General features: G+C 61.2%; 22 protein-coding genes and 2 riboswitches. Of the genes, 14 read left to right on the top strand and 8 right to left on the bottom strand.

What is annotated here, in order from left to right:
- Window positions 1-219 precede the first annotated feature (219 nt).
- Window positions 220-2,124 (top strand): MOSC and FAD-binding oxidoreductase domain-containing protein, encoded by a 1,905-nt coding sequence (locus G3O01_RS31070; RefSeq protein ID WP_241024406.1) that lies wholly within the window; start codon window positions 220-222, stop codon window positions 2,122-2,124.
- Between the two features lie 300 nt (window positions 2,125-2,424).
- The gene (locus G3O01_RS31075) at window positions 2,425-2,757 is read left to right on the top strand and encodes a transposase (protein WP_241024407.1); all 333 of its coding nucleotides are present in this window, start codon (window positions 2,425-2,427) and stop codon (window positions 2,755-2,757) included.
- Between the two features lie 32 nt (window positions 2,758-2,789).
- Here G3O01_RS31075 and G3O01_RS31080 read toward each other — a convergent pair whose 3' ends face one another.
- The 3 genes from G3O01_RS31080 to G3O01_RS31090 form a co-directional block, all read right to left on the bottom strand.
- Window positions 2,790-3,734 (bottom strand): AEC family transporter, encoded by a 945-nt coding sequence (locus G3O01_RS31080; protein ID WP_205810776.1) that lies wholly within the window; start codon window positions 3,732-3,734, stop codon window positions 2,790-2,792.
- 167 nt (window positions 3,735-3,901) lie between these two features.
- Window positions 3,902-4,273 (bottom strand): nuclear transport factor 2 family protein, encoded by a 372-nt coding sequence (locus G3O01_RS31085; RefSeq protein ID WP_205810778.1) that lies wholly within the window; start codon window positions 4,271-4,273, stop codon window positions 3,902-3,904.
- Window positions 4,274-4,363: 90 nt separating this feature from the next.
- Window positions 4,364-5,113 carry an SDR family oxidoreductase gene (locus G3O01_RS31090; RefSeq protein ID WP_205810780.1) on the bottom strand — a complete coding sequence of 250 codons (750 nt, stop codon included), beginning with the start codon at window positions 5,111-5,113 and terminating at the stop codon, window positions 4,364-4,366.
- A 192-nt stretch (window positions 5,114-5,305) separates the two neighbouring features.
- Here G3O01_RS31090 and G3O01_RS31095 point away from each other — a divergent pair, with 192 nt between their 5' ends.
- From G3O01_RS31095 to G3O01_RS31130, 8 genes are all read left to right on the top strand, one after another.
- Entirely contained in the window at window positions 5,306-6,247 is a 942-nt protein-coding gene (locus G3O01_RS31095) for a LysR family transcriptional regulator (protein ID WP_205810781.1), read from the top strand.
- A 98-nt stretch (window positions 6,248-6,345) separates the two neighbouring features.
- The gene (locus G3O01_RS31100; protein ID WP_205810783.1) at window positions 6,346-6,570 is read left to right on the top strand and encodes a hypothetical protein; all 225 of its coding nucleotides are present in this window, start codon (window positions 6,346-6,348) and stop codon (window positions 6,568-6,570) included.
- A gap of 85 nt (window positions 6,571-6,655) precedes the next feature.
- A riboswitch (Fluoride riboswitch) is annotated at window positions 6,656-6,723 on the top strand.
- A gap of 77 nt (window positions 6,724-6,800) precedes the next feature.
- On the top strand, window positions 6,801-8,111 hold the full coding sequence (locus G3O01_RS31105) for a voltage-gated chloride channel family protein (protein ID WP_205810785.1): 1,311 nt from the start codon (window positions 6,801-6,803) through the stop codon (window positions 8,109-8,111).
- Between the two features lie 27 nt (window positions 8,112-8,138).
- Complete coding sequence (locus G3O01_RS31110; RefSeq protein WP_205810787.1) at window positions 8,139-8,504, top strand: DUF190 domain-containing protein; 366 nt, start codon at window positions 8,139-8,141, stop codon at window positions 8,502-8,504.
- A gap of 76 nt (window positions 8,505-8,580) precedes the next feature.
- Entirely contained in the window at window positions 8,581-8,976 is a 396-nt protein-coding gene (gene crcB / locus G3O01_RS31115) for a fluoride efflux transporter CrcB (RefSeq protein WP_205810789.1), read from the top strand.
- Window positions 8,977-9,044: 68 nt separating this feature from the next.
- Window positions 9,045-9,677: a TetR/AcrR family transcriptional regulator gene (locus G3O01_RS31120; RefSeq protein ID WP_205810791.1), complete on the top strand. Its 633-nt coding sequence runs from the start codon at window positions 9,045-9,047 to the stop codon at window positions 9,675-9,677.
- Window positions 9,678-9,709: 32 nt separating this feature from the next.
- Window positions 9,710-11,212, top strand: coding sequence for an MFS transporter (locus tag G3O01_RS31125; protein ID WP_241024408.1), 1,503 nt, complete (start codon window positions 9,710-9,712; stop codon window positions 11,210-11,212).
- Window positions 11,213-11,769: 557 nt separating this feature from the next.
- Window positions 11,770-12,042 (top strand): YodC family protein, encoded by a 273-nt coding sequence (locus G3O01_RS31130; protein WP_205810793.1) that lies wholly within the window; start codon window positions 11,770-11,772, stop codon window positions 12,040-12,042.
- A gap of 433 nt (window positions 12,043-12,475) precedes the next feature.
- Here G3O01_RS31130 and G3O01_RS31135 read toward each other — a convergent pair whose 3' ends face one another.
- Both G3O01_RS31135 and G3O01_RS31140 read right to left on the bottom strand, forming a co-directional pair.
- Complete coding sequence (locus tag G3O01_RS31135; protein ID WP_205810795.1) at window positions 12,476-13,108, bottom strand: LysE family translocator; 633 nt, start codon at window positions 13,106-13,108, stop codon at window positions 12,476-12,478.
- Between the two features lie 39 nt (window positions 13,109-13,147).
- Window positions 13,148-13,258: riboswitch (ZMP/ZTP riboswitch) on the bottom strand.
- Between the two features lie 46 nt (window positions 13,259-13,304).
- Window positions 13,305-13,622: a multidrug efflux SMR transporter gene (locus tag G3O01_RS31140; RefSeq protein WP_205810797.1), complete on the bottom strand. Its 318-nt coding sequence runs from the start codon at window positions 13,620-13,622 to the stop codon at window positions 13,305-13,307.
- Window positions 13,623-13,698: 76 nt separating this feature from the next.
- Here G3O01_RS31140 and G3O01_RS31145 point away from each other — a divergent pair, with 76 nt between their 5' ends.
- Window positions 13,699-14,109: a helix-turn-helix domain-containing protein gene (locus G3O01_RS31145; RefSeq protein ID WP_205810799.1), complete on the top strand. Its 411-nt coding sequence runs from the start codon at window positions 13,699-13,701 to the stop codon at window positions 14,107-14,109.
- An 18-nt stretch (window positions 14,110-14,127) separates the two neighbouring features.
- Here G3O01_RS31145 and G3O01_RS31150 read toward each other — a convergent pair whose 3' ends face one another.
- Window positions 14,128-15,282 carry an epoxide hydrolase family protein gene (locus G3O01_RS31150; protein ID WP_205810801.1) on the bottom strand — a complete coding sequence of 385 codons (1,155 nt, stop codon included), beginning with the start codon at window positions 15,280-15,282 and terminating at the stop codon, window positions 14,128-14,130.
- Window positions 15,283-15,323: 41 nt separating this feature from the next.
- Window positions 15,324-15,632: a superinfection immunity protein gene (locus G3O01_RS31155; RefSeq protein WP_205810802.1), complete on the bottom strand. Its 309-nt coding sequence runs from the start codon at window positions 15,630-15,632 to the stop codon at window positions 15,324-15,326.
- A 169-nt stretch (window positions 15,633-15,801) separates the two neighbouring features.
- Between G3O01_RS31155 and G3O01_RS31160 the strand changes: the two genes are divergently transcribed.
- The 3 genes from G3O01_RS31160 to G3O01_RS31170 all read left to right on the top strand — a co-directional run bounded on the left by G3O01_RS31160 (window position 15,802) and on the right by G3O01_RS31170 (window position 19,791).
- On the top strand, window positions 15,802-17,262 hold the full coding sequence (locus G3O01_RS31160) for a M20 family metallopeptidase (protein WP_205810804.1): 1,461 nt from the start codon (window positions 15,802-15,804) through the stop codon (window positions 17,260-17,262).
- Between the two features lie 101 nt (window positions 17,263-17,363).
- On the top strand, window positions 17,364-18,470 hold the full coding sequence (locus tag G3O01_RS31165; RefSeq protein WP_205810806.1) for a malate/lactate/ureidoglycolate dehydrogenase: 1,107 nt from the start codon (window positions 17,364-17,366) through the stop codon (window positions 18,468-18,470).
- Window positions 18,471-18,912: 442 nt separating this feature from the next.
- Window positions 18,913-19,791, top strand: a complete 879-nt coding sequence (locus tag G3O01_RS31170; RefSeq protein ID WP_205810808.1) for a crotonase/enoyl-CoA hydratase family protein — start codon at window positions 18,913-18,915, stop codon at window positions 19,789-19,791.
- Window positions 19,792-19,995: 204 nt separating this feature from the next.
- On the opposite strand, the gene pdeR is transcribed toward G3O01_RS31170, so the two are convergent.
- Window positions 19,996-21,999 (bottom strand): cyclic di-GMP phosphodiesterase, encoded by a 2,004-nt coding sequence (pdeR, locus tag G3O01_RS31175; RefSeq protein WP_205810809.1) that lies wholly within the window; start codon window positions 21,997-21,999, stop codon window positions 19,996-19,998.
- Between the last annotated feature and the right edge of the window lie 369 nt (window positions 22,000-22,368).

Here is a 22,368-nt window from a genome sequence, read left to right on the forward strand (position 1 = left end):
CAATGCGTTATTCATCGACCGATCGCCTGATGTGAATGTGCTGCGCGGTCGATTGAAGTAATTGTATGAATGGACTTCTGATGTGGCCATTGTTTTTTGCAAAGGCTTTTGTGGATTTAATTTTAAATAGTTAAGCGCGTTTGATTTAAAGGTATTTTCGATGCGCGTTGAATTCAATCTATCTGCATTGAATACTGTTGCAATAGTTTTAAACGCGATATGGATAAGCCGGCAGACCGGATCGATGCCGATGCGATAGCCACGCGCCGCAAACGGGGACTTGCACTGCGCTTTGCGTGCATCGCGGGTATCGTCGATCGCATGCGTAGTGCGACCTTGCCGCCTGTGGAGGTACGACGAATGGCGCGATTGCTGTCGGTAAACGTTGGCCTGCCGCGAGATATCGAATGGAAAGGCCGGACCGTGCACACGGGAATCTGGAAGACGCCGGTTCAAGGGCGATGTTTTGCCAGGCGTCTCGGCCTCGACGGTGACGGTCAGGGCGATCTCGGCGGGCATGGTGGCGAACAGCGCGCGGTACTGGCCTATCAGATCGATTCCTATCGATACTGGCAGGAGCGCCTGCAACGACCGGCGTTCGGCTTCGGACAGTTCAGCGAAAACTTCACCATCGACGGACTGCCCGATCATGAGGTGTGCATCGGCGATGTTTACCGGATCGGGCAAGCCGTCTTCGAAGTCTCGCAGCCGCGTGTGACCTGTTATCGGCTCGGCATCCGCATGGACGAGCCGGGCATGGCCGCGTTGCTGACGTCGAGCGGACGCCCGGGTTTCTATCTGCGTGTTCTGCAGGAAGGCGACGTCGGCGCGGGCGATGAAATCATCAAGCTGCAAGGCTCGCCCGAGCAGATGACCGTCGAGGCGATCAACGCGCTGCTGTATTCGCCGCCTCATCCGCAACCGCTACTGGAGCGTGCATTGCGCATCAGTGCGCTTTCGCCGGGCTGGCGGACATCGTTCGATACATTGCTGCGCAGTGTCGAGGCGGGTACGAGCGATGGCAACGCGGGGCTCGCGCCCGCTGCCGCGGCGAAGGCGGCAGAGCCCGGATTCCGGCAACACAGGGTGGCCGCCATTCAGCGTGAATCCGCCGACGTCCTTTCGTTCGCGTTCGAGCCGACGGATGGACTGCCGCTCAAGCCGCACCGGCCAGGCCAATACGTCGTGTTGCGCATCAAGCAGGGCGATCAGGCCTCGCCGTTTTTCCGCAGCTATTCGCTCTCCGGCGCACCTGGCACGGCGCGTTATCGCATCAGCGTGAAGATCGAACCGAACGGGGCAGCCGGCAAGTATCTCGGCGAGCATGTTCGTGTCGGAGACACGCTCGATGTCAGCGCGCCGCGCGGAGATTTCGTCCTCAACGAAGCAATGAATCCGGTTGTTCTGCTGAGTGCCGGAATCGGCGTGACGCCTGTGCTGTCGATGCTGCTTGAACTTTCGGCGTCGGGGTCCGCGCGCGGTGTTCTGTGGATTCACGTCGCCCGGGATGGCAAGCATCATCCGTTTGGTGCTGAATGTCGGCGCCTGCTCGGCACACTCGCGTGCGCGCGCGGCTATGTGTGCTACAGCGCGCCTCGCGCGGACGATCGCATCGGCGTCGATTTCGATGATACGGGGCGCCTGTCGCCCGCCATGCTGGAGAAGATCGGCGTCCCGCTCGATGCCGATGTCTATCTTTGCGGGCCCGCGTCGTTCATGGACGACATGAAGCGAATGTTCGAAGACGCCGGCATCGCCAAGTCACGCATTCACATGGAGCGCTTCGGCGGTGTCGAGTCGTTGACGCCTGGCATTGCAGGTGCGCCCTTGCGCGCTCCTCATGTGCCGCTTTCAATGGTCTCGGAAGGGCCGCGTGTGTCGTTTGCACGAAGCGGTATTACAGCGCATTGGGATGCGCAGGCTTATCCGAGCATTCTCGAACTCGCCGAGGCGTGCGATGTTCCTGTTCGCTGGTCGTGCCGCTCGGGAATCTGCCACAACTGCGAAAGCGGGCTGGTTTCGGGGACGGTTGCATATGCACCGACGCCACTCGACGAGCCCGCGAATGGAAACCTGCTCATCTGTTGCGCGCGACCTGTCGGCGACGTCGTAGTGGATCTGTGAATTGATCTGTTCATTCGCTTTGCTGTTGAACGTGATCATCACCCGTGAATTAGATGGAATTAAATATCTCACCGGCAAAAAATACTTTATCGGAAAATATTCCTGAAAATCGCCTTCGCCGGTTTTTGGCAAACGTTTGCGTTCTATTCAATATGTCCCGCATTTGATTAATACGCCACAACTCGGCCATGGAAACGATTCCGTTGTTGAATTAATTCAAAACGGGAGCATGATTGGAGAACTACTACGATTCGCGCGTCGCGAACGAACTGAGAGAAACCTTAGAGGTCGGGGGCCGGCATGATTTCCATGAATGGTGCGCTTTGGCAGTTTTCCCTTCTGGACGAAGACTGGAAACTCGTTGAAGGCCTTTTCCCATCGGATGTAGAGCAAGGCAAGGGAAAACGCCGCTGCAATCCGCGTCAGATTCTCAATGCGATTCTCTGGATCGAAACGACGGGTGCGAGCTGGAAGCATTTGCCAGCGAATTTCCCGCCCACTCAAACCTGTTATAAAAAATATCTCGAATGGCGCCGCGATGGCACCCTGAAGCAGGTTCTCGAGTTGCTGGCCAATGGCAATCGGTTGCCGTCGGCCCATGGCGCCGGTCATGCCATGTCAGAGGCTGCCTGATGCGACGGATGCTGTTGCAATCGTCGGCATGATCAGAAGAAGTAGGCGATCAGCAGGGCCTCCGTCACCACGCCGAGCAACGTGCTGATCAGGATCGTCGCCGTGGCGTCGCGCATGTACGTGTTGTTCTTGAGAGCGAACATCGCGGCTGCCGTCGCGGTCGGCACGGCACCCGTGATGATGGCCTGATGCGCAGGCGCGTCCACCACGCCGAACAGAACGGCGCCGAGCGCCATCAATGCGGGTTGCAGGAAATTCTTGAGACCCAGATTCGTGAGGACGTTCGCATTGATCACGAAACGCTCGCCGTAAAGCATCAATCCGAGCGCAAACAGCGACGTGCCGCCCGCGGCTTTGCCGATCAGATCGACGGAGGTCAATACCGGTCCAGGCAGCGTGACGTGGCAGAAGCTCAGCACCATGCCCGAGACAGGCAGCCAGACGATGGGGTTGATGACGGCTCGCGCAATACTCTCGCCGAAAACCCGCCACACGTCCGGCCCGGCTTTTCCGCTGGCGCTTTTGTCGCCCAGGCTCGTCAGGACGATGGTCAGTGGCAGCATGAAGATGCTGGTAATGAGATTGCCGACCAGTACGGCGAGAAATCCTTCTGGACCGAACACGGCGGCGAGAACAGGCGCGCCGAAATACGCCATGTCGGGGAACGCACATACCAGCGCCTGCATGGTGGCGGTGCGCAGGTCATGTCTGAACACGAAGCGGCCGACGCCCAGCGCGATCACATACGTGCCCATCAACCCGAGCATCAGGCACAGCGCGAAGCCCACGTTATGCAGCTTGTCAGGCGAGGTCTTGACGGCACCTTCGAACAGCGCGAACGGCAGCGCGAAGCGGATCACGAGCGTTGCCAGCACGCCGGCATCGTCGTGTTTCAGCAGGCCGATGCGAGCCGATAGCCAGCCAAGCATGATGACGAACGCAACCGGCAACAACCCATTGAGAATGGTGTCGAGCAAAGACGGACTCCTTTTTCGAATCTTGGGCTACGCCGGGGACTGTCTTTAGCCAGTGTAGTTGGCCGCTGAATATCGTGCGGAAAAGGTGACTTGCGTTTCGTTCATCTCCTCGCGTCATGCGTTGCTTACGCGAAGCCTGCATGTGCGCCGTCCGTGTTGTCCGGGCTTTATTTGCTGTCGAGAAAGACATGAAGACTGGCCAGCTTGCCGTTGTGGACAGTGAAGATGTCCTCGCCGCGAATCAGGCCTGGGTTGTCTTTCGGACCATAGCGCCACGTGACGCGGCCGAGTCCATGATTCAACGCAACCGGGTCCGGCGTGAACGTGAAGCCGGCGTGTTGCGTGAGGACTCTGTCGATCATTTCATTGACGTCCGTATAGCCTGAGGCGATGCCTGCGTAATCGGCCACGATCACTTCCGGCGTGTAAGCGGCCGCGAACAGGGCGAGCCGCGCAACCGGATCGGTGTTGTTCCAGATGTCGAAGTGCCGGTTGATCAACGATTGCGCGATCGCGAGATCCTGAGCATGGGTGTCCATGGTGGCATATTCCTGTGAAGGGCACCGGGGCCGTGAGCGTGGCCGCCGGTGCAGAGAAAGTAGCAGGCTGGCGCGCCCGGCTGCGCGCCGTTAAACCTGAGCCATGCCGCCGTCGATGAACAGTTCGATGCCGTTGACGTAGCTGGCCGAGCTGGAGGCGAGGAACACGACTGCCTTGCCGATTTCCTCGGGTTCGCCAAGGCGGCCGAGCGGCACTTGCGAAGCCAGCGCGTCGTACAGTCCCTGACGCGCTTCTTCAGGCACGAGACCGCCAAGACCAGGCGTGCGGATCGGACCCGGGCTGACCACATTCACGCGGATACCGCGATCCTTCAGGTCCAGTGCCCACGAGCGGGCGAAGTTCCGCACAGCCGCCTTGCTGGCGCTGTACACGCTGAAGGCAGGCGTGCCCGTCACGGACGTGATCGACGAAGTCAGGATGATCGACGCGCCGTCGACCAGCAGCGGCAGTGCCTTTTGAACGGTGAACAGCACGCCGCGCACATTGGTATTGAAGATGCGGTCGAAGTGTTCTTCGGTGATCGCGCCAAGCGGCAACATATCGCCGCCGCCCGCATTCGCGAACAGGATATCCAGCTTGCCGGCCGTCGCCGCGATCTTCGCGTACACGGCATCGAGGTCCGACAGCACCGATGCGTCAGCGCGGATGGCCGTCGCTGCCGGGCCGATCGCGGCCGCGGCCGCATCGAGTTCCGCCTGACGGCGGCCAGTAATGAAGACACGCGCGCCCTGTTCCGCCAGTTCCTTTGCCGCCGCGAGGCCAATGCCCGTGCTGCCGCCCGTGACGAGTGCGATCTTGCCGTTCAGTTGCTTGCTCATGATGTGCTCCGTGTCGTGGTTTCAAGGTTGATGAGTCGTGCCCGCTTCGACGCTGCCCTGCTGTTGTTTGCTGCGTGTCGCGTTGGCATGGGTGAACTTTATCGACAGGTCGTTTGTTAATAAATGGCGTAAAATAAAATGACTATCCACTACTGTGGATAATCGGATGGATCGATCAGCGAGCGAGGGCGAATGGATCAGTTGCTGGCAATGCGCGCTTTTGCGCGCGTGGTGGAGGCGGGCAGCTTCACGCGCGCGGCGGATTCACTGGACGTACCCAATGCCACGATGAGCAAGCTGGTGCAGGAGCTCGAAGCGCATCTTGGCGTGAGGCTGTTGCAGCGGACCACACGGCGTGTCACCGTGACGCCGGAAGGCCAGGATTACTACGCGAAAGCCACGCGTGTGCTCAGAGATCTCGAGGACATCGATTCGTCTTTCAACGTGGCGCGTACCAATCCGCGCGGCCATCTGCGTATCGATGTCGGCGGATCGACGGCGAGAGATGTGCTGATTCCCTTATTGCCGGATTTCCTCGCGCGTTATCCGGATATCAGGATCGATCTCGGCGTGAGTGATCGCCCGGTCGATCTGATCAGCGATAACGTCGACTGTGTGATTCGCGGTGGTCCGCTGGACAACTCGTCGCTGATTGCACGCCATATCGGCGATGCCGCGATGGTTACCTGCGCGGCGCCGGTCTATCTGAAGCAGTTCGGCGTTCCTGCCTACCCTGAGGAACTGAAGAACGGACACAGGTTAGTTGGCTATATGTCGACCCAGAACGGCAGAACCATGCCGTTCCGGTTCGAGCGCGATGGCGAGCGGACCGAGATAAAGGTCGAGCACCGCATCGGCATCAATGAGAGCAACGCCCATTTCGCGGCTTCGATTGCGGGACTCGGCATTATTCAAACATTTGCGTATGCGGCCAATCCGGCGCTACGGGATGGGACGCTGGTCGAGATCCTGAAGAAGTGGCGCCCGCCGTCTTATCCGTTTCATGTGGTCTATCCGCAGAATCGTCACGTGACGCACCGGCTGCGCGTGTTTATCGACTGGTTGCTGGAGTGCTTTCCTGCAAAGCTGCGCGGTACCGCGCCTGGGGCGCGCAAGAAAACGCTCCGGTCTTAGCCGGATTTACAGGTGTGTTTGCGTGCGTCGTCGAGATTCTGAAAGCATCGAGTACGCCATTTGCTGCACTGTGCATGTGGACATTGCGGGAGATTCTCATGACAAGCGTCGAGTTATTGCACAACGACGACGAAGTACTCGACCCGACTGATCCGACCTTGCGAACCCGGGGCGCGGTCAAGGTGGATGGACATGGAAAGGGCAGTTGGGAAGAGCATCTCGACGGCACGTGGACAGCGCTGATCGCGCACGAGACGTTCCGCGCACCTTCGAAAGAAGCATTGGCCGCCACGCTCGAAACGTATTTTTCGGGCGCCACGTAGCGCGGCAAACAGGTTTTCAGGCACAGGAGATCCGCGGCGCGGCTGTGACGAACATTTACGGACTTTTTGTTTGTCGCGTACAATCGCTTTCGCTGGAGATGGCATTCCTCCAAACAACCGCCGGGCTGACCGGCTGATGATGCCTACGAGTTCCTGGGTGCAGGAGGTCGTAGGCCGTCCGTAGTGGCGTCCTGCCACCCAGGTTTGATGTTCGATCAAATCTGGAAATCATGAAGCGTATTCAATCTGTCGAGCAGTTCGCCATGGTGCCCTACGTGGTGCGCTGGCTCCTGCTGTCTTCTGTGCTCGGCGCGCTCGCGGGTTCGGCGTCGGCGCTCTTTCTCTATTCCCTCGATCTCGCCACCGATACCCGGACAACCCATCCCTGGCTGCTCTGGCTGCTGCCAGTTGCAGGCCTCGTCACGGGCTGGATCTACCACCGTGTCGGCAAGCCTGTCGAAGGCGGCAACAACCTGTTGATCGACGAAATCCACGATCCGCAGAAGATCGTGCCCAAGCGCATGGCGCCGCTCATTCTGATTGCAACGGTGGTCACCCACCTGTTCGGCGGCTCTGCCGGACGCGAGGGCACGGCGGTGCAAATGGGCGGCGCGCTCGCCGACCGTGTGACGCATCTGTTCAAGCTCGACCGGGAAGATCGGCGGATCCTGCTGATGGGCGGAATCGCGGCCGGCTTTTCGTCGGTGTTCGGCACGCCGCTCGCGGGCGCGATTTTCGGCCTCGAGGTACTCGCGATCGGCAGGCTCCGCTATGACGCCTTGCTCGCGTGCCTCGCTTCTTCGGTGGTCGCGGATGAAGCGTGCCGTCTGTGGGGCATTCATCACACGGTCTACGCGATTCCTTATCTGCCGGCCGTCACCGCGCCCGGTCTGGGTTCGGCCGTGCTGGCGGGCATCGCGTTCGGCGTGGTCGGCATGCTGTTCGCCGATTCGACGCATGCGCTGTCGGCGTTGTTCAAGCGGAAAATCGCATGGGCGCCGTTGCGTCCATTCATCGGCGGCGCGGTGGTCGCGATGATGGCCACGCTGCTCGCTACGCCTCAATTCCTCGGGCTCGGCATTCCGACCATCGAAGCCGCGTTCCGTGGCGATCTGCCCGTGTATGACTTCGCCGGCAAGTTTGGCTTTACGGTCGTCACGCTGGCCTCGGGTTTCAAGGGCGGGGAAGTGACGCCATTGTTCTATATCGGCGCCACGCTCGGCAATGCGCTCGGGCATGTGCTGGCGCTGCCGGTGCCGGTGCTCGCGGGGCTAGGTTTCGTTGCCGTTTTCGCGGGTGCAGCCAATACGCCGATCGCCTCGACGATCATGGCGATGGAACTGTTCGGCACGCACATCGGTGTGTACGCGGCTGTTGCGTGTGTGGTGAGCTATCTGTTTTCAGGGCATACGGGTATTTATCGGGCTCAGCGCGTGGGGCAATCGAAGCATCTGATCTTCCCCGAAGGCATTCGTCTCGCAGACATTCCCGCATTACGCCGCGCGCGACGCAAGAACGTCGCCGCCGTTGCGCAGCCATAGTCCGACATCTCATTCGCGATTCATATCATGAGCAAAATGATTTCCTTGCGGCTGTATTTTCATCATTCGGCCAAAGGCCGGCCGACGCGTTTATGGCATCGCATCTCACGTCCGGGCATGGCGCGGCATCTGCTTGCGCAGGCGAAGCTCGCGGGCATCGAGCAGGCGCTGTTGCATCGTGTGCAGGCGGGTTTCATTCGCGGCGACCGTATTCATCATGAGCACGTCGAACATCTGCATCACCGGTTTCCTCAGTGCATCGAACTGATCGACCTCGAAATCAAGCTGCGTGATTTCTGGCAACGGCATAGCGGCGATCTTCGCGACGTCCACGGTGTGTTCCTGCCGTGCGAAACGGCAATGCATGCGGCAGAGGAGGCAATCGCGATCTGACGAACTGCCGGATCATCTGAGCGGGCCGTCCTTGACGGTCTCTTTCCGCCACGAATGCCATAGAGAGGTGTGACACATGTATCTGTCTGTCCTTGCAGTCGCAATGGGTGGCGCGTTGGGGTCGCTTTTCCGCTGGTTTCTCGGCCTGCGCCTCAATGGGATGTTCCCGGATCTTCCGCTCGGCACACTCGCGTCGAATGTGATTGCGGGTTACATCATCGGGGTCGCGATCGCGTTTTTCGGACGATGGCCTGAAATTCCGTCGGAATGGCGGCTGTTCGTGATTACCGGTCTGATGGGCGGACTGTCTACTTTTTCGACCTTTTCAGCGGAAGTCGTCGAGGATCTTCAGCAGGGGAAACTGGCGTGGGCCGCGGGCGAGGTCGCCATTCACGTGTCTTCGTCTCTGGTGATGACGGTTCTCGGTATAGCGACAGTGGCGGGATTCGCGCGGTTCGCGCTGGCCCGGTGACGTGTCGCGCGAGGGTTGTTTCCCATTTTTCCTTGAATTATTGAACATACAGTCATAAACTCCGGTGCATGACCGATACCCCAGCACCCCGGCGCGCGAGCGCGCCCAAACCGGACACGTCCTGCCCGCGCGGCCGTCCGCGCGAATTCGACACGGCCGCCGTACTCGCCGAGGCAGGCAAGGTCTTCTGGCGCAACGGTTTTCACGCAACCTCCATCGACGATCTCTGCACCGCGACGGGCGTGCTGCGCGGCAGCCTGTACGGCGTATTCGGCGACAAGCACGGCATCATGATGGCCGCGCTCGATCACTACGCGGAAGGGGCGGTTGCGGGCCTCGTCGAACGCCTGAACGCGAACCTCCCGCCCGAAGTCGCGCTGCGCAACGCGCTGCTGCATCACACGCGCGCGGCGTCGTCGCTGACGGGCTGCTTCATCACGAACAGCACGCTCGAACTTCAGCCTGAAGACGAAGCGCTGCACGCAAAAATCCGCGCGATCCAGCGGCGCGTCGTCACGCTGCTGGCTGCTGCCGTCATTCGCGGCCAGGCAGCGGGCGTGTTCAACAGCGACCTCGATGAAAAGGCGGTCGCCGATTTCCTGCTGTGCGTGACGCAAGGCTTGCGCGTGCTCGGCAAGTGCAAGCGCAAGGAAGACGAGCTGAAAGCCGTCGTCGATATCGCCATGCGCGCGCTGACCTGAAATTTTTTTGTCGAATTTTTGAACGATCAGTCATGAATGAAAGATGCCTGAAAGCGTCGGGCGTGGATTTGCCGTCCGCATCCGCCCAGCCCTCGGACAAGCACGAAGCGCACGGACAGCAGCGCTTCGAGCGGCAAGGCCTTGCTCTCACCGTGCTGTTCGTCGGCGCGTTTCTCGCGCCGCTCGACTATTTCATCGTCAATCTGGCGCTGCCCGCGATCCACACCGGCCTGAACGCCACCGACGCGCAATTGCAGCTGATCGTGTCCGCCTACGCGTCCGCGTACGCGGTGCTGCTGATCACGGGCGGGCGCCTGGGCGACCTGTTCGGACGGCGGCGCATGTTCATGACGGGGATGGCGGGCTTCGTCGTCTCGTCGGCGCTGTGCGGTTTCGCGCCGAACGGCCATGTGCTCGTGATCGCGCGCATCGTGCAGGGGATGGCGGCATCCGTGATGGCGCCGCAGGTGCTCGCGACCGTGCGCGCCGTCGTGCCGCTGCATCAGCAGACGCGCGTGATGGGCTTTTACGGCTTCGTATTCGGGCTAGCGTCGATCGTCGGGCAACTGGGTGGCGGGGCGCTAATTACCTATCAGCCGTTCGGTCTCGACTGGCGCGCGATCTTTCTGATCAACATCCCCGTCGGCGTGCTGGCGTTCTTCGGCGCGTGGAAGTACGTGCCCGAGAATCAGTCCGCGACGCGCGAGCGTGTCGACCTGAAGGGCGTCGCGCTGCTATCGGTGGTGCTGATCTTGCTGATCTATCCGATGACACATGGCCGCGAAGCAGGCTGGCCATGGTGGACCTTCGCGATGTTCGCGCTCGCCGTGCCCGCGCTTGGCGCATTCATCGCCATCGAACGCCGGGTCGAGCGCAGCGACGGCAGTCCGCTGGTCGATCTGCAACTGTTCCGCAATCCCGCGTTTTCGACGGGGCTCGTGCTCGCCTTCCTGTTCTATTGCAATAGCGCGTTCTTCCTCACGTACGGCATCTATCTGCAGACGGGCCTGCACTGGACGCCGCTGCAGTCCGGCATCGCGATCATGCCGTTCGCGCTCGGCTTCGTGGCCGGGCCGCTGACGTCGCCGGCTGTCGTGAAGCGCATCGGCGCTCATGTGTTGACGCTCGGCTTCACGATGTTGGCGGGCGGCTTCTCCGTGACGGGCTGGGCCGCGACGCACGCGGCGCTCGGCACGCTGTTCTATGCGGGGCTGGTGGTTGCCGGCGTCGGGCAGGGGCTCGTGCTGCCGTCGATCATGCGTATCGTGCTCGGTGAAGTGGCGCCGGCCAAGGCAGGGCTCGCGTCGGGCGTGGTGACGTCGACGCTGCAGATCGGCTCGGCGTTCGGCACGGCGGCTATCAGTGGCGCGTTCTTCGGTGCACTGTCCGCGCATGCTTCGGCAGCGGGCTATGCGTTTGCGTTCCAGCGCAGTCTCGCAATCAACGCGGTGTTGATGGTGATCTGCATCGGACTCAGCGTGACGCTCGTGCGTCATCAGCAGCGCGCTCATCGGCGCGCGCCAGAAGCGACTTAGGGCGGCTTAGGGAAAATCCCGAGCGGCTGCATTTTTGTAATTGGGCAGAACAAAAATACGACGTAAAAATCGCCTGATAACGTTTTAGCAGACTTCAATCCCACTATTGCGGTCACCGGGCATTGCGCATTGCAACTGATTTTTTCCGTTCAGCAGTGATGCGCTTATTCACAGATGGCGTTGATTATCCCCGGCGCATCGATTTTAAATCCGCGCCGGGGCGCGAATGTCAACATTATGACAGCGGGTGGTCCGGCGTATCTACGTATACCCTGAACCCCCGTGAACTCGCTGCCTAAACGGCTATTCCCGTCGTGCTGCGCGACAACATGGCGCCTTTGCCAGCAAGCGATTGCGACGCTAAACAATAACGAACGAACGTTCGATGTAAATCGCCGTCTATTTCGCGTTTGCTGAAAACGCTTCCAATAAAAATTACTTGCTGTCGAAATATTCGATTGTTAATCTTGGCCCACTCTTTAATTATTCGTTGGACCGCGGTGCGTTTATGGCAGTGAATTTTTCAGCCAGCCTAATGCTTATAACGGGGACAATCCATGCTGACTGCTACTTTCGACGCATTTGATACGACGCAAACGGTGCAAATCAATGTCGGTGACGTGGTGACGCTTAAATCGGGCGGCCCCCGCATGACCGTTACTTACGCTGGGGCGATCGCTCGTCTTGCCGGCGAGTGGCTCGTTTGCCAGTGGTTTGATGACCACGGTGAATTGCGGCAGGAAACTTTTTCTTTTGATGATGTCTGGCTGCAGCCGCGGTCGATCCCGGCTGGGTCTGTGCATAAGTTTGTTCGGGTTGGTGTGCGGTGAGGTTTGGTCTTGCTGGTGTTGGCGTTGGCGTTGGCGTTGAAGTTGGCGCTGGCATCCGCGTTATGCCTTCGTGCTTCAAGCGTTGCCCCTGTGCGGGGCGGCACTTACTTTCTTTGCCGCCGCAAAGAAAGTAAGCAAAGAAAGCGGCTAACACCGCCAGCTCCTGTCGTTGCCTGAGGGCCCCCAACGGTTCTTATACTTCGCACGGCAACTTCTCGGTCATCGCCCGTTGCCATCGCCTCGAATCAACGCCTCACCCACTTCAATCACCCATAGCCAAGCGAACGGCAACGAATGGTTTGCGCCGCCCAGGTGGCAAACTGTGTGTAGGTCGTCGGTTCTCTTGCGCCTCACCTCGGCCGGAAACCGCCGCTCGTCGAAGCGCTACTTGTGTTTTTCCTTTGGCGTCGTCGGCTTTTTGCTCCGCCCTCCGTTATCGCCTTGCCTCCGTCGCCATTCTCACCGCCAGGCCTGCCAGTACCGTGCCCATCATCCAGCGCTGGACGATTAGCCACGTTGGTTTGCGTGCCAGGAACACCGCGATCGAGCCCGCTGTCATCGCCACCATCGAATTCACGGAGATGCTCAGCGCGATCTGGACCGCGCCGAATATCAGCGATTGGCCCAGCACGCTGCCGTGCTGCGGATCGATGAATTGCGGTAGCAAGGACAGGTACAACACCGCGATTTTCGGATTCAACAGATTCGTAATGAAACCCATCGTGAACAGTTTGCGCGGGCTGTCGACAGGCAGGTCGCGCACCTGGAACGGCGAGCGGCCGCCCGGCTTTACCGCCTGCCACGCGAGATACAGCAGATACAGCGCGCCGCCAAAGCGCAGCGTGTCGTACGCGAATGGCACGGCCAGCAGCAGCGCCGTGATGCCGAAGGCTGCGCAGAACATATAGAACACGAAACCCAACGCGACGCCGCCAAGCGATATCAGGCCCGCCGTGCGGCCCTGGCAGATCGAGCGCGAAATCAGGTAGATCATGTTCGGGCCCGGCGTGAGCGCCATGCCGAGCGCAACGAGGGCGAATGCGATGAGATGCGAGGTGTGAGGCATTGCGTGAGCTCCGTTGAAGGACAATCAGTCGAAGGATCGTTGCAAGGCCCAGGCGCGCGGCATGCAGGACACGGCTCGTCGCCGATGCGTCCCGGTTCGCGTTCCCCAGTGGTGACCCACCTCGATTAAGCGCCAGTCGCGCGAACAGCGTCATTGTTTCGCGCAACGTCGGCGCGTGCCAGAGACAGAAACACCCCTAGCCATCGATACACTTCAGCGCCGCCGCCGCGCCCACGATCAACACCATGCACGCGATGCGCGGCGCCGATACGGGATCGCCGAATAGCACGATCCCCAGCAGCGTGATCCCCATCGAGCCAATACCCGTCCACACGACATACGCGGTGCCAGCAGGCAGGTGCTTCATCGCGAGCGTGAGCAGGAAGACGCTCGCGAGCGCAGCCGCGACGCCGCCGATGCTCGGCCACAAACGCGTCCAGCCATTCGCGTACTTGAGCGCAAGGCCCATCAGGATTTCAACGACACTCGCCGCCAGCAGGATTAACCACGCCATCACTACCTCCATTCGAAGAATGAATGCAGCGTAGAGGTATAGTGGTCCGCCCACCATTACGCACCTTCTGGTAACCATGGCATCGCCCGCACCCATCAAGGCAGGTCGCGAAGCGGATCACCCCGGCAATGTGTTCGACGAAGCCTGTTCGTCGCGGCTCGCGCTCGAGCTGATCGCGAGCAAATGGACGCTGTTGATTCTTCCCGCGCTGCAAGACGGGCCGATGCGCAATAACGCACTGCTGCGCAAGATCGGCGGCATTTCGCAGAAAGTGTTGTCGCAGACCTTGCGCGAGCTGGAGCGCAACGGGCTCGTGATCCGCGAGGTGCGCGGCACGAAGCCCCTGCATGTGGAATACCGGTTGAGCGCGCTAGGGTTGTCATTGAGCGATGCGCTCGTCACGCTCGATCGCTGGGCCGAAACGCATGGCGGCGCGCTCGACGCCGCACGCGAGCATTACGACGGGCTCGCGCAGTCGCACCGCTAGGCACGCGTCGTCTGAACTTCAGCGACGCAAAGGTCGGAAGAAGCGCCGTATCTCTTCGGCGAGCAGCGCGGGCTGTTCCATGGCGGCAAAGTGCCCGCCGTGAGGCATGTCGGCGAATTGCGTGACGTCGAAAACGCGTTCGATCCACGAGCGCGGCGGCTGGCTGATCTCCTTCGGGAAGCGCGCAAAACCGACGGGCGGTGTGACGCGCTGGCCCGGTTCGAAGCGCAATGGCCGCGCGCGCGTTTCCGCGTAAAGGCGCATCGACGAGCCGATCGTCTGCGTGTGCCAGTACAGCGACAGGTCCGTCAGCAACTGGTCTTTCGTGAACACGCGCTCGATGTCGCCGTCGCAGTCGCTCCACGCGCGGAATTTCTCGACGATCCACGCGGCGAGTCCCGCCGGCGAATCGTTCAGCGCGAATGCCGCCGTGTTCGGTTTCGTCGCGTGCATGTGCGCGTACGCGCCTTCCTCGTCGGCAAACACCGCTTTCGAGGCGAGAAAATCGCGCTCTTCCGGTGTGATCGACGGATCGTCGGGTGCGATGCCAGGCGCGTACGAACTCGGCAGGAAGTTGAGATGAATGCCGTCCACATGCTGCGCATGGCTGGTCGCCAGCGCGATCGACACGGCCGCGCCCAGATCGCCGCCTTGCGCACCGAAACGTTCGTAGCCGAGGCCGTGCATCAGCTCGACCCACAGACCGGCAATCGCGAACACCGACATTCCGGGCTTCGAAGGACGCTCGGAGAAACCGTAGCCGGGCATCGACGGCACCACGACGTCGAACGCGTCGGCCGGGTCTGCGCCGAAAGACGCGGGATCGCACAGCTGCGGCAGCAGTTCGGAGAATTCGATAAACGAGCCCGGCCAGCCATGCGTAATGACGAGCGGGTAGGGCTTCGGCCCGATGCCGCGCCGGTGCACGAAATGCACGGCGAGATCGCCGAGTTGCGCGATGAATTGCGGCTGCTGGTTGAGTTGCGCTTCCATTGCGCGCCAGTCGTACGCGCCTGCCCAATAATCGACCAGATCGCGCAGATAATTCAGGTCGGTGCCGAGCGCCCACGGCGCACTGTCGAACGGATCGGGCCAGCGCGTCTGCGCAAGACGCGTCTTGAGCGCGGCAAGCTCGAAGTCGGGAATCGAAATCTGGAACGGCGTGATCTGCATCGAATGTGTCCCTTGTCGTTTCAGTGGCGTGGCAGGCGGCGCTACTTGCCAGTACGGTCACGCGATTCGCGCAGCCGCACGCGTTCGCCCAGTCCTTTCGTGAAGGCGCGCATGCTGATGATGCGCCGCGAGCGCACCACTTCGCCTTCCAGATTGACGGGCGGATTCGGCTGCCACGCCCAGTACATCGCGACCAGCCAGCCGAAGACCGTCCAGCCCATGCAGGCATTGAAGAGGGCAATGGTCAGCATGTCGTAGCGCTTGCGGCGATCGGCAATGATGGACGGCAGGAAGTACAGCGCCAGCGCGGCCACCGTCGCGATGCCTTGCATCATCATCTGTTCGTTCATCGAACCTCCCCAGGCGCGGTGTCATCCTTTCATTGTCGCGCGAACGGGCATCGCGCGCCTGGCCCTTGAAGGGTGATTGCAAGCCAGGCGCCGCATGGTTCGTACGAATTCGGCAAGGCGCCGCGTAAGGTCTATCATGTGCGTTTCGACTGCACCGGATGTGGCAATCATGATCTCCGACGATACCCAACAGGCCCAAACGCTCAATCACGACACACTGCGCGAATTCGTCGATCGCAAATGGAACGATGAGATCGTGCCGGCGCTTACCGACTATATCGCCGTGCCCGCGAAGAGCCCGGCTTTCGATCCCGAGTGGGAAAAGCACGGCTATATCGAACGCGTCATCACGGAGGCCGCGAAGTGGGCCGAGCAGCAACCCGTGCGCGGGCTGAAGCTGGAAATCGTGCGCCTGCCGGGCCGCACGCCGGTGATTTTCTTCGAATCGCCCGCCACGCGCTCTGGCAGCACGGACACCATCGTGCTGTACGGCCACCTCGACAAGCAACCGGAATTCGACGGCTGGCGCAATGATCTCGGCCCGTGGACGCCGAAGTTCGAAGACGGCAAGCTCTACGGCCGCGGCGGCGCGGACGACGGCTATGCGATCTACGCGAGCCTGACCGCACTCGCGGCGCTCGACGCGCAAGGCATCGAACGGCCGCGCTGCGTCGGCCTGATCGAAACCTGCGAAGAGTCGGGCAGCTACGATCTGCTGCCGTACGTCGACGCATTGCGCGAGCGCCTGGGCAAGGTCGGGCTCGTCGTGTGTCTCGATTCGGGCGCGGGCAACTACGATCAGCTGTGGCTCACGACGTCGCTGCGCGGCCTCGTGTCGGGCGACCTCGAAGTACAGGTGCTCGACGAAGGCATCCACTCGGGCGGCTACGGCGGCATCGCGCCGTCGAGCTTCCGCATCATGCGGCAAATGTTCGAACGTCTCGAAGACGCCGCCGACGGCACGCTGCTGCCCAAAGGCTTCCATTGCCCCGTCCCGCTCGACCGTCTCGACGAAGCCGAAGCGACCGCGAAAATTCTCGGCGACGACGTGTGGAAAAAGCTGCCGTGGGCCTGCGGCCAGGACGGCGGCCCCGTTCTGCCGACCACGACCGATCCCAAAGAAGCGCTGCTCAATTCGACGTGGCGTCCGTCGCTGTCGGTGACGGGCGCGTCGGGCCTGCCGTCGCTCGCCGATGCGGGTAACGTGCTGCGTCCGCGTACGGCATTCAAGCTGTCGCTGCGCCTGCCGCCGCTCGTCGATGCCGAGAAGGCCGTGCAGCAGATGAAGTCGCTGCTGGAGTTCGATCCGCCGTACAACGCGAAGGTCACGTTCAAGCCGGACGCGGGTGCCGCGACGGGCTGGAACGCGCCGGAACTCGCGCCGTGGCTCGGCACGGCGCTGAACGATGCGTCGCGCCAGCATTTCGGCGCGGATGTCGCGTTTATCGGGCAGGGCGGCACGATCCCGCTGATGAACGTGCTGAAGGCGGGCTTCCCGTCGTCGCAGTTCATGGTGTGCGGCGTGCTCGGGCCGAAATCGAATGCGCACGGTCCGAACGAGTTCCTGCACGTGCCGTACGGCAAGAAACTGACGGCAGCCGTCGCGGAAGTGATCGCCGCCGCGCCCTGATGTCGTTCCCGTCAGTGCGTTCCTGAAGTCTTCCCCGCGTGGGAGAAGCCGCCTGGCTTCTCCCGCTGTCCATCTGCTTTCCTTGACGAGCCCATCATCGAATGAACGACACGCGCACGCCTGTTTCCCGTATTCCCGTCGATCAACTGCACGAATATGTGCGCACTATCTGGGAGCGGGCGGGCAGTTCGCCGCGTGAAGCCCAGCTCGTCGCCGATCATCTCGTCGCCGCCAATCTCACGGGGCACGACTCGCATGGCGTCGGCATGATTCCGCGTTACGTCGATTCGTTGCGCGATGGCGAGCTGAAGTTGAACACGCACGCGAATGTCGTGAAAGATGTCGGCGCCGTGCTGACCCTCGAAGGCAACAAGGGCTTCGGCCAGGTCGTCGCGCATGAGGCGATGGAACTCGGCATCGAGCGCGCGAAGAAGCTCGGTGTGTGCGCGGTCGCGCTGCGCAACGCGCATCACATCGGCCGCATTGGGCATTGGGCCGAGCAGTGCGCGAAGGCGGGTTTTGCGTCGTTCCACTTCGTCAACGTCGCGGGCGATCCGCTTGTCGCGCCGTTCGGCGGCGCGGACCGGCGCATCGGCACCAATCCGTTTTGCGCGGCCTTTCCGCGCGAGGGCAAGGCGCCGCTCGTGCTCGACTTCGCGACCAGCGCCATTGCGTATGGAAAGGCACGCGTCGCGTACAACCAGGGCAAGCCGACCCCGCCCGGCGCGCTGATCGACCACGCAGGCAACCCGACCACCGAGCCGAAAGTGATGATGGAAGAGCCGTTCGGCGCGCTGATGCCCGTCGGCGGGCAGGCGGGCGGCCACAAGGGCTTCGGCCTCGCGGCGATGTGCGAGATTTTCGGCGGCGCGCTGTCGGGCGGCTACACGACGCACGAAGACACGCTGCAAAAGACCCATGCGATCATCAACTGCATGCTGTCGGTGATCGCCGATCCCGCCGCGTTCGATGCACCCAACGCCGAGGCAGAAGCCGACGCGTTCGTCGCGTGGGTGAAGGCGTCGCCGCTCGCGGCGGGCGCCGAGCGCATCTACGCGCCGGGCGAACCGGAGCGCGCCACGCGTGCCGAGCGCGAAGCCAACGGCATTCCCGTCGATCCGCAAACGTGGCGGCAGATTCGCGAGGCGGCGCTTGTTGCGGGACTGTCGCAGGATGCAGCAGATAGCTGGGCGGCGCGCCTGCGCTAACGCGCACATTTGGTTGCATGCGCATCGAGTCAGGCAAGCCACGCGACCTGCGCACGCGCCATCACCCGACACAAAGCGGCTCTCCGACGGGATTGCCGCTTTTTGCCTCCCGTCGCCTCGAATTCCCATAAAAATGCAATCGGAATATGCGTCGATTGCATTAAAACGTTTGCCGATCAAATTCGCCCCGTTTTAAAACACATATTCTAATTACCGCTTTACGACCCTATTAGAGCGGTGCAAAGAACACGTGTTTGAAGTTTTGCCTCGATACGCAATCGTTTGCGAGAGCGGCTCCTGGCAAGAACCTTGTCCAGCGGGCATCGCAATACATATGACGAACTGCATTGTTCTGTTCGTTACCCCGCCCCTGCGGATTCTGGTCTGTTTTAGGCTCGCAATGCTTCACCCGAGTTTTTAACTTTAAAAAGGACCGTTCAAAATGAATCTGCAAAACCATCACGCCTGCCGTCCGTTTCTCGAAGCTGGCAAGCTGTCGCAAATCGCCGCGTATTACGAAGAAGAGCGCAACATCATGTGGATGATGTTGCGCGCGCAACCGCGTCCCTGTTTCAACCTCGAACTGGTGCACGACATTCTCGAACTCGCGCGGGCCGCGCGCGATTCCAATGTGCGCATCGATTTCTGGGTGACGGGCTCGGTGATTCCGACGATGTTCAACGTCGGCGGCGATCTCAACTTTTTCGCCGACGCGATTCGAAGCGGCCGGCGTCAGGAGTTGATGGCGTACGCGCGCGCCTGCGTCGATTGCGTGCATGCGGCGGCGCGTGGCTTCGACACCGGCGCGATTTCGATCGCCATGGTGGAGGGCTCGGCGCTCGGAGGCGGCTTTGAGGCGGCGCTCGCGCATCATTTCGTGCTTGCGCAGAACGACGCGCGCATGGGTTTCCCCGAGATCGCTTTCAACCTGTTCCCGGGCATGGGCGGCTACTCGCTGGTCGCGCGCAAGGCGGGGATGCGCCTCGCGGAAGAGCTGATCGGCGGCGGCGAGTCGCATACGGGTGAGTGGTACGAAAGCCGAGGCCTCGTCGACCAGCTGTTCGAGCCGGGCGAAGCGTACGTCGCGACGCGCACTTTCATCGACACGTTGCGCCCGAAGCTCAACGGCATCCGTGCAATGGTTCGCGCGCGTCAACGCGTGCTGCAGTTGTCGCGCGCGGAACTGATGGAAATCACGGAAGACTGGGTCGAGGCCGCGTTCACGATCGAAGAGAAGGATCTCGCATTCATGGAGCGGCTCGTAATGCTGCAAAACCGCCGCGCGGGCAATCTGCGTCCGGCTGCGATGAACGTTGCGTGAGTGGGTGATTGAGCAGTAGACGTAGTCTGATACGCAGAACGCCCCCAGCGCATAGCAGTTAACGCGCTCCGTCTGCACCCATCAGGTTTTGACGCAACATCAACGTAGCAAGCAGGTAACACGCAGCATGCAATCCGCAGTAGGCAATCGCACCAGTAGTCGTCAGGCAGGAGATCTCTCAGGTCGAGCGAACTTTTCGGGGGTTCAGGCGATCAACCGGATCTTCTGCCTGTCATGCAGCCAGCGTTCGAAGTCAGCCGCGGGCATCGGCTTGCCGTAGAGGAAGCCCTGCACGTATTCGACGCCCAGCCCCTTCATGAACAGTTCTTCCGATTCCGTTTCGATCCCTTCCGCCACCACCTTCAGTTGCAGCGCCTGCGCGACGGCCACCATCGAGCGCACCAGCGCCTGAGATTTCTTGTCCGCATTGATCGAGCTCACGAAACTGCGATCCAGCTTGATGACGTCGAGCGGGATGCGCCCGAGTTGCGACAGCGACGAATAGCCTGTGCCGAAATCGTCCAGATGGACTTGCGCACCGAGATCGCGGAATTGCGTAATCAGGTCGATCGCAGCGGCTTCGTCTTCGATCAGGCAGCTTTCAGTCAATTCGATGTCAAGCAGGCAAGGATCGAGCTGCGCGCGCTGCAAGGCCTCGCTGAAATGCGACACCACGGCGGTATCGACCAGTTGCCGCGCCGACACATTGATCGCCACGCGCAGCGACAGCCCGCGCGCTTTCCATTGCGCCGCCTGTTGCGCTGCCGTCTGCATTACCCAGCGGCCGAGCGGCCCGATCAGACCTGACTCTTCTGCATAGCGGATGAACGCGGCAGGCATGATCTGCCCACGTTCCGGGGAATTCCAGCGCACCAGCGCCTCGACGCCGTAAACAGTGCCCGTGGCCAGCGAGAGCTTGGGCTGATAGTGCAGCGTCAACTGGCCTTCTTCGAGCCCGCGCCGCAGGTTGGTGTCGAGCCACATGTACTCGGCGACCTTGCGGTTCATTTCCGGCGAGAACACGCGGTAAGTGCGCTTGCCGTCGTCCTTGGCGACGTACATGGCGGTGTCGGCGGCGCGGATCAGCGCTTCGAGGCTGTCGCCGTGCTCCGGGAACATTGCGATGCCGATCGAGCAGCCGGTGTAGACCTCCACCAGCCCAAGACTGAACGGAACGCGCAGCCGCTCCAGAATGCGCTGCGCCATCGCTTCCATCGACGCGACGGACGCTACCGGCGACAGCACGATGAATTCGTCGCCGCCGAGGCGCGCGAGCGTGTCTTCGTCGGCGAGGCATTCGCGCACGGCCGACGACACATCCTGGATCAGCCGGTCGCCGAATACGTGGCCGTAGTGGTCGTTGACCTTCTTGAAGTTGTCGAGATCGAGAAACAGGATGCCGACGGATTCGCCCGCCGCCGCGCTGGCAATCGCTACACGCGTCTTGTCGTGAATCGCGTTGCGGTTGGGCAGGCCCGTCAGCGAATCGGTGTTCGCGAGTTCGGACAGCCGCTCCTGTGCGCGCCGTTCTTCCGTGATGTCGGTGCCCGAGCAGATCAAAAACTGCTCGTCGACGCCGCTGCCGCTCATGACGAACTTGTTGCGAAAGAGAAAGAGCCGCTCACCGTGCACGGTGCGCACGCGGCGCTCGACTTCATAGGCGATGCCCTGATTGAAGAAGCCCGAAATATTCTGGCTCGACGCCGCGCCCGCTTCCGACGACATGAAGAGCGCCCACACGCTGCGCCCGACCACGTCTTCTTCCTTCATGCCGGTGAGTTCTTCGGCGAGCCGGTTGAAGCGCTGGATGCGGCCGTTCTTGTCGACGATCACGACGACCGAGTTGACCTCCGACACGACCTGTTCGGCAAACGACAGCCCATGCACCAGATCGCGCGCGACCGATTCCGTGTCTTCGTATGCCGAAGCGGTGCCTGCCCAGGTGCTGCTATTGAGTTTCTTGCCGACGAGATGCAGACGCAGCGCTTCGCCGTGCAGACGCACGTCCATGGTCAGGTGCGCGGTGACGCCCGTGAGCCGGCGGATCTGCGCGGCTTGCGCGCCCGACAGCGCGATGGCGACCGTGGCGGCATCGTCTTCCGTCTCAGGCGTGAGTTCGAGTGCATTGCTGTCGCTCGACAGCCTCCAGCAGGGGCTGCTCGTTCCGAATCGGGCGAAAAGCACCTGATCGTGTTGGTCGTCGTTCATGAGAAGTCCCCGGGCAGAAAGTTGCCTCCAGTCGAGCTCCGAATACGATTACAGCACGCGGCGGCTAAGGTCTTATTGACTGACTTGCTTCATTGTAACGAAGCGGCCGGGCGTTAGGCTCCGAATTGATTAACGACCTTGTAATCGCCTTTCTTTAACCACAAAGCATAGAAAAAAATGATGCTTTTTTGGGGTCGGTTAAGCAAACGTTGACGTGTGTGGTTGTGCTCGCTGGCTCGCAGGGAGTTGTGCGATCGTTCGTGTTAAAAGTTATGCGGTTTTGATTGTTGTTGGGGGTTGTTTTTGCGGTGTTGGGTTGGTTTGGTTTGCTTGTGGTTTCGCTGGCATCCGCGTGATGTTATTGGTTTG

The sequence above is a fragment of the Burkholderia sp. Ac-20365 genome (assembly GCF_017104715.1).
In the GTDB taxonomy this organism is placed as follows: Bacteria; Pseudomonadota; Gammaproteobacteria; order Burkholderiales; family Burkholderiaceae; genus Paraburkholderia.